Below are 13241 nucleotides of genomic sequence, written 5' to 3' on the forward strand. Positions count from 1 at the left end.
CAGTCTTTTTCCGTTTATTCTGTTCCTGCTTTCGGTTTTGCCGTATATGCCGCACTACGACAAACTTCAGTTTTACATTTTTGAAGTTCTGCTGCATAATGTTTTCCCGTCCAATATAGAAGGTGACGTCCGAAATTATATAGAAACCAGTATTGTTCCCAACATGAAGGGAATCAGTAATTTAACCATTGTTTTTGCTTTGATTTTTGCAACGAATGGAACCTTTTCACTCATTAACGGATTTAACGAAAACACCGATGAAAAAATGTCGGACGTTAAAGAATTTATCCTGTCTTTTTTCATCACCATCGGGTTTATTACGATTGTATTTCTAGCGCTTTTCGGAGTCTACTATTCAGAGTTTGTTCTTAAGCTGTTTACGCCGGTTGAGGACATTTCATGGCTGGTGGATAATCTTTCCAAAATCATCGGATTTGTATCATTCCCTATCTTTTATTTTATCTTACTGGCTTTATTTTACTGGCTGGGAACGGTAAGAATTGCCAGATTCAGACAGGCAGTTCCGGGAACTATTTTAACAACGGTTTTATTTGTACTCACTACTTACGGTTTCGCTCTTTATGTTAAAAATATTGCGCGATACAACGTTCTATACGGCTCTATCGGAAGTATGATTCTTTTAATGGTTTGGGTAAATGTAAATGTTTATCTTTTACTTTTCGGAAATGAACTCAATATGGCAATAAGAAAAGTGAGAATCGAAAAACTGCTTTCCGACGAGCTGAAGAAAGAAGCAAAAGGCTATCATGCAAAAAATTCTGAGCCTGATCTGGAAGGCGATGAAAATCATAAGTGGAAATTGACCGATAAAAAAGACGAAGAAAATTAGTTTTCCCCATCTTCAATAATATCATTTTTAGAACTTATTTTCAGAATTATAAAACCAGAAACGGCTGCTATAAAAGAAGCAATTAAAATGGCAAATTTAGCCTCATCCTGAATCGGAATTTCATCCTTGAAGGATAAGAGTGCGATAAAAATAGACATCGTAAAACCAATTCCTGCAAGCAATCCTACGCCAATCATATTCATCCATGTACTGTTTTGAGGAAGTGAACTTAGTTTCAGCTTTATGGCAATCAGAGAAAAAAGATTGATTCCGATTAATTTCCCTGCAACTAATCCGATGATGATTCCTAAACCTAAAGTGTTTGTAAGACCTCCCATCATTTCATTGTTGAATGTAATATTGGTATTGGTTAAAGCAAAAACAGGCATAATGATAAAACTTACCGGGGAATGAAGCTGATGCTCCAGTTTTTCTAAAGGCGAAATCTCAACATTGGAAACATTGGTAGGAATGGTAAATGCCAGTAAAACTCCTGCAATAGTAGCATGAATTCCCGAATGATGAAGAAAATACCATAAAAATAATCCCGGAATCAGATAGAAGATAATTCGGGTAACTTTCAGGAAATTCAATAAAAATAATAAAGCGGTAATTCCTAAAGACAGGAGTAAATAGATCCAGTGAATCTGTTCTGTATAAAATACTGCAATGACCAGAATTGCTCCCAAATCGTCTACGATAGCTAAAGCGGCAAGGAAAATTTTAATCGAGTTTGGAATTCCCTTTCCCAACATGGAAATAATAGCCAATGAAAAAGCAATATCTGTTGCCATCGGAATTCCCCATCCGTTTCCGTATGGGGTTCCGAAATTGAAAAAGCTGTAAATAGCTGCCGGAACCAGCATTCCGCCGATTGCTGCAAATATGGGCAGAGAAGCATTCTTAAATGAAGAAAGTTCACCTTCTATCATTTCTCTTTTGATTTCCAACCCCACCAGAAGGAAGAAAATAGCCATCAAACCGTCATTAATCCAGATACTAACGGGATATTTTAAAGGAAAAATTTCTGTTCCTGCTTCTCTGTCCAGAAAGTGCTGAAAGCTTTCCGCAAAGGAAGAATTCGCAATAAATAAAGAAACTAAAACGCAGAAAATCAGGATAATTCCTGAAGCCTGACTGCTTTCGAAAAATTTTTTAAAATATACCGTTAAATTCATATCTAAGATTGTAGTCGTCTCACTCTGGAAACGCCGTTAATATCATTCAGTTTGGTGAAGGTCTGCTCAAGCTGGCTTTTATTTTTTACCTCAAGAATGATCGTTCCCGTAAAAATTCCGTCATTGGATTCGATGGACATACTTTTCATATCCATTCCCATTGCTCCACTGATGACGGTGGTAATATCATTAATCATTCCCATTCTGTCGAGTCCTTCAATTTCTATTTTCACTCTGTTTTTGAAGCTTTCCGCATTCACCCATTTTGCAGGAATTACCCTGTAATCGTATTGTGCACGAAGGTTGATCGCGTTCGGACAATTGTCGCTGTGTACTTTGATCCCGTCTGAAATCGTGATAAATCCGAAAATTTTGTCTCCCGGAATTACTGTACAGCATTTTGCATAGCTGTAGTTCAGTTTTTCTTCATCTTTTCCAAAGACAATCATGTCAAGATTCTGTTCTTTCGGCTCTACAAAAGTTGTATTTTTCGCAGGTGATTTTCTGAATCTTGAAAGCAGGTTGTTGAATACGTTTTTACTTTCAATGTATTTCCTTAAACTGCTTGCATCCAGATCGTTGGATTGAAATTTAAGAAAAAGCTCCTGAGAAGTTTTAAGGTTAAAGAACTTCTGAAGTTTGTTTACTTCTTCATCGTTAAAGTTAATTTTGGCATGACGCAGTTTTCGCTGCAAAATTTCTTTTCCTTCTTCTACCAACTGATTTTTTTGTGAGTTTAAGTAACTCTTTATCTTTGATTTGGCTTTTGAAGTAACAACGAATTCCAGCCAGTCGGATTTTGGTTTCTGGTTTTGGGAAGATAAAATATCAATCTGATCTCCGTTCTGAAGCACATAAGAGATCGGTACCAGTTTTCCGTTGATTTTTGCGCCTAAACATTTCATTCCCAGATCGGAGTGAACGGAAAATGCAAAATCCAGAGCGGTTGCATTGGTCGGCAAAATTTTAATCTCACCTTTTGGCGTAAATACAAAGACTTCCTTTGAGTATAAATTCAGCTTAATATTATCCAAAAGTTCAGACGTAGAAAGGTTTTGCTGCTGTTCCAGAACTTCACGGATTTCGGTTACCCAGTTTTCAAAATTCCGGTCTTCGGAGCTTTGTTTGTAGCCTTCTTTGTATTTGTAATGTGCAGCAACCCCTTTTTCAGCAATTTCGTCCATTCTTTCGGAACGGATCTGTACTTCAATCCATTTTTTATCAGGACCGAGAACCGTTAAGTGTAAACTTTCGTATCCTGTGGAACGCGGCTGCGTGATCCAGTCCCGCATTCTGGAAGGATTACTGTGATAAACATCCGTTACGATTGAATAAATTTTCCACGCAAGAAATTTTTCATTTTTGGCATCAGATTTATAAATAATTCTGATGGCATAATTGTCGAAAACCTCTTCAAAGGAAACGCCCTGTTTCAGCATTTTCCTGTAAATTGAGGAAATGGCTTTCGCGCGTCCTTTAATTTTGAAATTTAATCCCTCTTCATTTAATTTTTCAGAAACTTCTTTTTTAAATTCCTCAATATATTTTTCGCGGCTTTCTTTGGCGAGTTCCAATTTCTCGGTGATCTCTTTGTAAACATCCGGATTGTTATATTTTAAAGATAAATCTTCAAGTTCAGATTTGATGTTGTATAATCCGAGACGATGCGCCATCGGAGCGTAAATATATACGGTTTCGGAAGCAATTTTCTTCTGCTTGTCCGGTGCCATGCTTTCCAGAGTACGCATATTGTGAAGACGGTCTGCAATCTTGATCAGAATCACCCTGAAATCTTCAGACAGCGTTAACAGAAGCTTTCTGTAATTCTCAGACTGTACTGAAATATTCTGATGATTCATGATGGAGATTTTAGTCAGTCCATTCACGATATTGGCAATTTTCTCCCCAAAAATTTTCTTCAGATCTTCATAAGTGTAGTCAGAATCTTCAATTACATCATGCAGCAAGGCACACGCAATGGATGTGGCTCCCAAACCGATTTCCGTTGCTACGATTTTGGCAACAGCAATAGGATGGTAAATGTAGGGTTCACCAGATTTTCTTCGCTGATCTTTGTGCGCATCGAGCGCTATATCGAATGCCTTACGGATGAGCTTGTTATTTTCCTCATCCAAAGTTCTGTATGTATTCGAAATCAGATCCTTATATCTTGCAAGGATCTCCTTGTTTTCCTGTTCTAAGTCGTAACTCATTTGTGTAAAAGCCTATATTTACACGAAAATACGAATTTTTTTGCAGTTTTCAGCATTAAAAATCCGCAGAATGCTCTGCGGATCGGTGGTTATTAATTTTTATCTTTAATGGTTAAAATTTTACTTCAGAATCTATTCCGGCGGTAGAGATTTTAATCTTAACATCGGGACTGTTGTGGATTTCTGCTTTGTTTCTGGCATCAATAAATCTCTTGATGTTCATGTAATTTGCCTGTTCAATTTCCATATTTTCAAAAAGATAGGTCTTTAAAACATCATTCTCACTGAAAATACAGGAAGCACTATCGGTCTGATGCTCATCTTTCACGACAACACTTACCAGATATTGGGAGTGTAATTCATCATCATGAAGATATACAATGTATTCTGAATCTTTGAAACCTGAGTTTTCAAGGTCTGCTTCTATTTTTTTATAATCGCTGTGATGTCCAAATAATCCAGCTAATATATTTGACATAAGCATTGGTTTTAATGAGTATATAAAGTTAGTTATTATAGGTGAAATATTTTAGTGGAAATTCAAATAAATTATTATTTTAATATAAAATCTATAAAATTTGCATATTTGTTTGAAATTGTCTATTGAATCAATATTTAGTAAGTATGTCAGAGTACAAATAAGAAAAAGCGGACTAAAAGCCCGCTCCCTGATACATCAGTTTATATAAATTTAGTTAATCCTTTCGTTTTTAATTTCTTCCACAATTTCAGGATTTAAAAGGGTAGTGATGTCTCCAAAGTTGCTGAAATCTCCTTCCGCAATTTTTCTGAGGATTCTACGCATAATCTTTCCGGAACGCGTTTTTGGAAGTCCCGAAACAAACTGGATTTTATCAAGCTTGGCAATCGGACCGATCTGGTCTGAAATCAACTGATTAATTTCTTTTTTCAGATTGTCCTTATCTCTGCTTTCTCCGGATTCTTTCAGGATCACGAAACCGTACAGCGCATTTCCTTTGATGTCGTGAGGATACCCTACGATTGCAGATTCTGCTACAGCAGGATGTTCGTTGATGCTGTCTTCAATTGGGGCAGTTCCTAAATTGTGTCCGGAAACGATAATCACATCATCTACACGACCTGTAATTCTGTAATAGCCAACTTCATCTCTTAATGCACCGTCTCCCGTGAAATATTTCCCCGGAAAAGCAGTAAAATACGTTTCCTTGTATCTTTGATGGTCTCCCCAGATCGTTCTGGCAATTCCCGGCCATGGAAAACGGATGCAGAGATTTCCCGTCACCTGATTTCCGGTGATTTCGTTGCGTTTATCATCCATCAGAACAGGCTGAATTCCCGGTAAAGGAAGAGTAGCGTACGTTGGTTTTGTAGGCGTAACGAAAGGGAGAGGAGAGATCATAATTCCTCCGGTTTCAGTTTGCCACCAAGTATCTACAATAGGACATTTTTTGTTACCCACATGATCGTTGAACCAATGCCAAGCTTCATCGTTAATAGGTTCTCCAACAGAACCGATCACTTTTAACGAGCTTAAATCATGTTTGTCTACCCACTCTGAGCTTTCTTTAGCCAGAGAACGGATCGCAGTCGGAGCTGTGTAAAACTGTGTAATTTTATGTTTTTCAATCACTTCCCAGAATCTGTCAGGTTCAGGATAAGTAGGAACCCCTTCGAAAATGACAGTAGTTGCACCGTTTAAAAGCGGTCCGTAAAGGATGTAGGAATGTCCTGTAATCCAGCCGATATCTGCGGTACACCAATAAATATCATTTTCTTTATAATTAAATACATTTTTAAAAGTATACGCAGTATACACCATGTATCCGGCGCAGGTGTGAAGCATTCCTTTAGGTTTTCCCGTAGAACCGGAAGTATAAAGAATGAAAAGCGGATCTTCTGCATCCATGATTACGGTAACGAAATCCGGAGAGGCATTTTCGTAAAGATCTTCCATCCAGAAATCTCTATGCTCCTTCATTTTCACTTCATTGTTGGTTCTTTTTACAACCAAAACTTTTTCTACACTTGGCGTTTTTTCCAGTGCTTCGTCTACAATGCTTTTCAGATCCAAAACTTTGTTTCCTCTGTAGCTTCCGTCTGAGGTGATGACCATTTTTGCGCCACAGTCATTTACTCTTGAAGAAACGGCTGATGCAGAAAATCCTGCGAAAATAACGGAGTGAACGGCTCCCAGTTTTGCACAAGCCAGCATTGTGATGGCTAATTCCGGAATCATAGGAAGATAAATGCAGACTCTGTCGCCTTTTTCGATGCCCATTTCACGAAGAACATTGGCAGTTTTGTTCACTCTTTTGTAGAGTTCGTTGTAAGAAATATGCTGTGCTTCTTCTTTTGGATCGTTCGGTTCCCAGATGATTGCCGTTTTATCGCCTCTTACCGCTAAATGTCTGTCGATGCAGTTTTTGGTAATATTTAATTTAGCATTTTTAAACCACGAAATTTTGGCTTCATTCATATCGTATTTCACGACCTTGCTCCATCTCTGATACCACACGAAATTTTCATCTGCAATTTTATCCCAGAATTTTTTAGGATTTTTGATAGATTTTTTATACTCTTCAAAATATTGCGGTAAGTTTTCTATCTGATAGTTTCTCATATCCTTTCTTTTTTGAAATTTTATTATTTAAATTTTTAGTCTCTTTTAAAGTCTGTTTAAATTTTTATTTAAAGTTGATTTTTATTCTTTTGAGCGCTTTAATTATTATAGAAATTCACTTTAATACTGTCTTTTGCGACTTTTGTTGTTAATCCTGAGATAGTTTAAACAATTTATATTTTATCTTCTGTAATCTCCAATTTTATCCTGAATCTCTTCAATAATCTTTTCATCATCAATCGTTGAAGGAATCTGGAATTCTTTTCTGTCCAGTAAAGTTCGGATCAGCTTTCTTAAAATTTTACCGGAACGGGTTTTGGGAAGACGTTTTACAACCATCACATTTTTAAGACAGGCAACAGCGCCTATTTTTTCGCGGACTGTTTTTACAATGTCTTTTTCTACCTGATCTTCAGAAACAGTAGATCCGTTTTTTAAAACGACAGTTGCAAAAGGAATCTGCCCTTTCAGCTCATCATCAATTCCTACAACAGCGCATTCTGCAACATCGGGATGAGAGGAAACGATTTCTTCCATTTCGGAAGTGGAAAGACGGTGTCCTGCAACATTAATTACATCATCCACTCTTCCGGTAATGAAAATATAACCGTCTTCATCTTTTATGGCTCCGTCTCCGGAAAAATAATAGCCTTTGTACTGCGAGAGATAACTTTTCTCAAAACGGTCATAATCTTTCCAGATACCCAGCAAAGCTCCGGGAGGAAGCGGTAATTTTATAACTAAATAACCTTCATGATGCGCATCCAGTTCATAACCGTTTTCATCAAAAATTTTAATATCATAGCCGGGAATTGGTTTTCCTGCGGAAGCTCTTTTGATTTTGTAGTCTTCATTAAAAGTCATTAAACCAAGCATTGGCGAACCTGATTCTGTCTGCCACCAGTGATCGATTGCCGGAACGCCGATATGTTCTGCAAACCAGTCTAAAGTGGCAACATCACATCTTTCTCCTGCTAAAAACTGCTTTTTGAAGTGGCTTAAATCGTAATTTTTCACCAATTCTCCGTTCGGATCTTCTTTTTTGATGGCTCTGATTGCGGTAGGAGCGGTAAACATGGCTGCTACTTTATATTCGGAAATAATTCTCCAGAATGTTCCTGCATCGGGCGTCATAATCGGTTTTCCTTCAAAAATAATCGTTGAATTTCTGTTGATTAAAGGACCGTAAACGGTATAACTGTGACCAACTGCCCATCCGAAATCGGAGGCTGCCCAAAAAGTTTCTCCCGGTTCGATTCCATAAATATATTTCATCGAAAACTTCAATGCGGTCGCGTAACCTCCTGTATCTCTTGCAATACCTTTTGGCTTTCCGGTTGTTCCGGAAGTATACAGCAAATAGAGTGGGTGAGTGGATTCCACCGAAACACAGTCCGCTGATTCTGAATCCTGTACCAATTCTTCGTAATCAATTAACCCATCAAACATTTCATGTTGATTGTCGACCAATTTTCTGTTGTACACAATGATGTGATCTACCTTATCCTGAGCCAGTTCGATCGCTTTTTCTACCAAAGGCAGATAAGGAATTCTCTTTGCAATTTCAACTCCAGCGGTTGCCGTAATTAATGCTTTTGGTTTGCAATCGTCAATTCTCACCACCAGTTCATGCGGCGCAAAACCTCCGAAAACCACATTATGAATGACTCCGATTCTTGCACACGCAAGCATGGAAAACAAAGTCTGAGGAATCATCGGCATATAAATAACGGCGGTATCACCTTTTTTCAGACCTAAAGAAATTAATCCTCCTGCCAATTTTGAAATTTCTTCTTTAGCTTCACTGAAAGTGTAGGTTTGCTTTTGGTTCGTTACCGGAGAATCGTAAATAACCGCAACCTGATCTCCAAAACCATCTTCAATATGTTTATCAATGCATAAATAACACATATTGAGTTTTCCGTCTGGAAACCACTGATTGTATTGGTTTTCGTCATTAGAAGTAATGGTTTTCGGGAATTCAAACCAACTGATTTCCTGAGCCTGTTCTTTCCAGAAATTCTCTTTGTCTTCTATGCTCTGCTTAAGTAAAATATCTGTATTCATATTAGTTTTTGTGTTTTTGTCATTGCGAGGAGCGTAGTGACGAAGCAATCTTTTAATATTTTGTTGATATTGCTTCACTTCGTTCGCAATGACGGTTTGTAAAATGTATTAAAACATTTCTTCTATTTGCTGCATAAGTTTTTTTATTGAATAAGGCTTTGTAACGTAAGCATCGGCTCCCATTTCCAGACCTTTTTCAATATCTTTCGGATTGTTTTTGGCACTCAGAAAAATTACTTTCGTATCTTTCAGTTTTTCATCCTGTTTTATTAGTTCCAGAGTACTGTATCCATCGAGATTCGGCATCATAATATCCAGTAAAATGACATCAGGTGTCATTGTTTTCAGAAATTCCAGAACTTCTGTTCCGTCCCTTGCAATAAATACATCGTATCCGTTTTTCTTAAAGCTGTATTCCAGCGACATTAATATTTTGTGCTCGTCATCGGCAATGATTATCTTCTTCATATTGTGATTGTCTTTTTGTTCGACTGCATTGTTTTTTTGTTTCTTTTGGGGAACCCGGAGGGTTCAATTTAAATAGCCGTAGGTGAAACCTATGGAATAAATATTCGCATCAAACCAACCCGTAAGGGTTGAATTTTAATTAATTGAATTCCGGTTCGATTCCATGTTCTGCTAAAAGCTTTTTAAATTCGTCATCAAACGTCTCTGTCTTATGGTGATGTTTCTGATTTTTTATATAATTTATTATTGTTTCTTTATCCTTTAATGAATAGGTAAACGCTCCATATCCTTCCTGCCATCCTGAAAATTCAGGAAATAATCCCGATTCTTTCATCCATAAATTGGATGCAACTTTTATATCTTTTACAAGGTTGCTGAGAGTGATATTCGGATGAACGTCACAAAAAATATGAATGTGATCCGGCATTCCGTTAATTCTGTATAATTTACATTTTTTATTTTGTAAAATTCCCCAAATATATTTGTATAGCTCTGATTCATTTTCTTCATTAATCGTTTGTTCCCGATGTTTGGTTCCGAAAACAATATGATAAAATATTTGTCGATATGTTCCCATTTTCTCATTTGTGTTTATTTATTTCCATAGGTTTTACCTACGGCTACTGTTATTGAACCCTTCGGGTTCTCCTCCTTCTTATTCTTTTGGCAGAGCGATTGTAAAAGTAACACCCAATCCGCTATTTTCTGCTTTTATCGTTCCACCCTGCGCTTCTGTGATTTTTTTTGAAATAGCCAGTCCCAGTCCGCTTCCCGTTGGTTTTAAAATATTTTGATTTTTCGACTGATAAAATTTATCAAAAATCATTTCCAGATCCTCTTCGGGAATATGTTTTCCGGTATTGAAAATTTTAATGATTAACCCATCTTCTGTTTCTGATAATTTGGTCTGAATAGTTCCCTGTTCATCCGTAAATTTTAAAGCATTTCCTAAAATATTCTGAAAAAGCTGAATCATTCTCGCTTCATCATATTTAAATACAAACTGATTGAGAAGATTGACTTCACTGAGATGAATATTTTTCTGCTGAATAAGATGCATAAGAGGGTTGACTGCTTTTTTGTACGTTTCAAGAATATTATTTTCCTGAATGTGCAGTACGATTTCACCATGCTGCAATTTATCCAGATACAGAATATCGTTGATGATTTCACTCAGCCTGTCGGATTCTGTGATGATGTTGTTTAAAAATTCCTTTTTAATTTCCAGAGGAATATCGTCATCATCGGCTAAAATTTCTCCGGCGGAACGGATGGCGGTAATCGGAGTTCTTAATTCATGAGCAACAGAATCCAGAAAATCATCTTTCTGACGGTCTTTAATGATGAGATTTTCATTGGCATTTCTCAGATCATCGGATAACTTTTGCAGCTCTTCCGATTGTTCGGTAAGCTTTTTATTAAGCGTGATGGTTTCTTTTGATTCTTCAAGAATGTTTAAAACTTCTTTTAATGAGATTTTATCTTCTTTGGTAACGCCTTCAATTAAAATTTTAGCAGAAGCTGTTCCGATTCTACCCGCAAGAAGATTTTCGGAAAATTTAATAAATCTTGAATCGGCAGTTTCCGTCTGAGAATCAATATTATATTTTAAATTAAAAATTCTTAACGCCTGTTCGGTTTTGTTTTTACCTAAAAATCGTTCCAGAATATTTTTAATATCGGAAACGTAGGCTGTTCCGCGCCAGATAAAAGCATTTTCGTGGTTTTGAATGTACTTGTCAATATCTACATACAATTCGGCAAAATTCCTTTCACGGTAATTTCCTTTAGTGCTGACAGAAATAATTGAAAATAAAGCAGTATTCACTAAAAGAGACCAAAAGAAAATCTGTGGAATTCTTCCTAAAAAGGAAATCTTGAAAAAATCAAAAGCATTGTAAAGCTCTCTTAAAACACCTTTAAATTCCTGATTGTAAGAGAAGTAATATTGTGGAATAATTAATCCGAAATAGCAGATTGCCAATCCTGCCAATAAACCGATAACGGCACCTTTGTAACTTCCTCTTCTCCAGAAAATAGCTCCGAAAAAAGCAGGTGCCAATTGAGCAATGATAACGAAAGAAATGAGTCCGACAGAATCCAGCGAAGTTTTTAAAATAAAGTATTTGTAAAAACCAAAAGCCATGATAATCAGCGCAAAAATGCTGAATTTCCTGATATTGGTGATGTTTCTGGTATTCTGAACTTCGTTTTCAGATTTAAATTTACCCAAAAGTCCGTAAGGAATGATCAAGTTATTGGAAAGCATGATGGATAAGGTGATCGCGGAAATAATAATCATCGAAATAGATGAGCTTAATCCTCCCAGAAAAACCAAAACCGTAATTAAAGTATTGTCAAAATACTGCGGAATCAGGATAGAGTAGAACTCCGGATTGACGTTCTGTCCGTCAAAAATCAATCTTCCTGCCCATGCAATTGGAAAAATGAAGATCGTAAAAATCAATAAATAAAGCGGAAAAAACCAGATGGCTGTTTTGATGTGTTTTTCCTGTCGGTTTTCTACGATTGCGGTATGAAACTGTCTTGGGAGGATACAAATTGCTGTTCCCGAAATCATGCAGAGCACCATCCAGTTCATCGCGCCTTCAATACCGTTGAACGTATTTTTTTCTTTAAAATCTTTGAAAAGACTTGCCTTTTGATAAATATCTGAGAATCCGTCAAATGCAAAGTAAATAACAAATAATCCTAAAATAATAATAAAGAACAGTTTAAGAAAACTTTCCAGTGCAATAGCGGAAATTATTCCCAAACGTTTTTCGGAAGCATCAACATAACGTGTTCCGTAATAGGATGAAAATAAAGCAATTAAAACAACAACGAAAGTTGCGTTATCTGTTAAAATATTTTTAGAAATTGCTGTTTTGGTTACCAGATGAAAAGTTTCAGAAATAGCCTTGATCTGCAAACCGATGTACGGAACAATTGCCAAAAGACAAACCACCGTAATAATCGCGCTGAAACTTCTGCTGTTTCCATATCGTAAAGAAATAAAATCGGCTAAACTGCTGATTTTATTCACCCTGGAAATACGTACAATTCTCGTGTTGATGTAGATCCATGCAGGAATCACCATGACTGGTCCCACATAAATCGGAAGATAATTAAGTCCGCTTGTTGCCGCCACACCAATGCTTCCGTAGTACGTCCATGCGGTACAGTACACTGCAAGAGAAAGCGCGTAGATGTAAGGATTGTTGATCCATAGCTTGCTCTTTTTCTTCTCCGCCAGATGAGCGACTAAGAATAAAAGTGCCAGATAAAACAAAACTACGGTGAATAAAGCAAAACTACTCATCATACTTTTTTACGATTACAAAAGAGATAATGATGGAAACCATCCAGACAGCGAAAATATAAACCAGAATCATTGGGTAACCGAAAACTTCCCGGTCATTGTTAAAAAGCAGTGAAACCGGAATACTGAAGGCAATCAGAAGTCCGATGCTCAGAATGATCAGTTTTTGTTCGTGTCTTTTTTTCATATATGATAATTAAATGAATGATAATTGATGGTCTGACATTTTTGTATCATGCATCAATTATCATTCATCATCAATAGATTAAACTTTATCGTCAGAATATTCCCCGATCAATGCATAGTAGCCAAAAATTGCCATTCCGCCGGAAATAATCGGCATCAGTACACAAAGGATAATGATTCCGAAAACCAGATCTTCCTGTTTTCCTGAGGTGATTTTTGGAATTCCCATTACTGTAATTCCGAAATATCCTACAACTAATGCAATGGCGATCCAGAGTACGCCTAATATTTTTTTTAGTCCGTTCATTTTAGTAGTTTTAAAATTAATAAATTTTTAAGTGATTCCGGGCTTAAT

At 36.7% G+C, this 13241-nt stretch carries 11 protein-coding genes; 1 reads left to right on the forward strand and 10 read right to left on the reverse strand.

Features of this window, described 5'->3' with window-relative positions:
- A partial coding sequence (locus WFK35_RS13580) for a YihY/virulence factor BrkB family protein (protein ID WP_336733032.1) occupies positions 1–850 on the forward strand: 850 nt, incomplete at its 5' end.
- Here the strand turns inward: WFK35_RS13580 and nhaA are convergent.
- From nhaA to WFK35_RS13630, 10 genes are all read right to left on the reverse strand, one after another.
- On the reverse strand, positions 847–2028 hold the full coding sequence (nhaA, locus tag WFK35_RS13585) for a Na+/H+ antiporter NhaA (protein WP_336733033.1): 1182 nt from the start codon (positions 2026–2028) through the stop codon (positions 847–849). The genes WFK35_RS13580 and nhaA overlap by 4 nt on opposite strands.
- 2 nt (positions 2029–2030) lie before the next feature.
- Positions 2031–4241 carry a RelA/SpoT family protein gene (locus WFK35_RS13590; RefSeq protein WP_214589336.1) on the reverse strand — a complete coding sequence of 737 codons (2211 nt, stop codon included), beginning with the start codon at positions 4239–4241 and terminating at the stop codon, positions 2031–2033.
- A 112-nt stretch (positions 4242–4353) separates the two neighbouring features.
- Positions 4354–4719, reverse strand: a complete 366-nt coding sequence (locus WFK35_RS13595; protein WP_336733034.1) for a hypothetical protein — start codon at positions 4717–4719, stop codon at positions 4354–4356.
- 213 nt (positions 4720–4932) lie between these two features.
- On the reverse strand, positions 4933–6867 hold the full coding sequence (gene acs / locus WFK35_RS13600) for an acetate--CoA ligase (RefSeq protein ID WP_290261807.1): 1935 nt from the start codon (positions 6865–6867) through the stop codon (positions 4933–4935).
- A 156-nt stretch (positions 6868–7023) separates the two neighbouring features.
- Positions 7024–8910 carry an AMP-binding protein gene (locus tag WFK35_RS13605; RefSeq protein ID WP_336733035.1) on the reverse strand — a complete coding sequence of 629 codons (1887 nt, stop codon included), beginning with the start codon at positions 8908–8910 and terminating at the stop codon, positions 7024–7026.
- A gap of 108 nt (positions 8911–9018) precedes the next feature.
- Positions 9019–9378 carry a response regulator transcription factor gene (locus WFK35_RS13610; RefSeq protein WP_087706415.1) on the reverse strand — a complete coding sequence of 120 codons (360 nt, stop codon included), beginning with the start codon at positions 9376–9378 and terminating at the stop codon, positions 9019–9021.
- A gap of 139 nt (positions 9379–9517) precedes the next feature.
- Entirely contained in the window at positions 9518–9955 is a 438-nt protein-coding gene (gene tnpA / locus WFK35_RS13615; protein ID WP_336733036.1) for an IS200/IS605 family transposase, read from the reverse strand.
- A gap of 78 nt (positions 9956–10033) precedes the next feature.
- Positions 10034–12700 carry an ATP-binding protein gene (locus WFK35_RS13620; protein ID WP_442892049.1) on the reverse strand — a complete coding sequence of 889 codons (2667 nt, stop codon included), beginning with the start codon at positions 12698–12700 and terminating at the stop codon, positions 10034–10036.
- Positions 12693–12887, reverse strand: a complete 195-nt coding sequence (locus tag WFK35_RS13625) for a hypothetical protein (RefSeq protein WP_214589342.1) — start codon at positions 12885–12887, stop codon at positions 12693–12695. Before WFK35_RS13625 ends, WFK35_RS13620 begins: the two co-directional genes overlap by 8 nt.
- Positions 12888–12965: 78 nt before the next feature.
- Entirely contained in the window at positions 12966–13193 is a 228-nt protein-coding gene (locus WFK35_RS13630; protein WP_116099539.1) for a DUF6814 family protein, read from the reverse strand.
- Positions 13194–13241: the final 48 nt, after the last annotated feature.

The sequence above is a fragment of the Chryseobacterium sp. VD8 genome (assembly GCF_037149975.1).
Taxonomy (GTDB): Bacteria; Bacteroidota; Bacteroidia; order Flavobacteriales; family Weeksellaceae; genus Chryseobacterium; species Chryseobacterium indicum.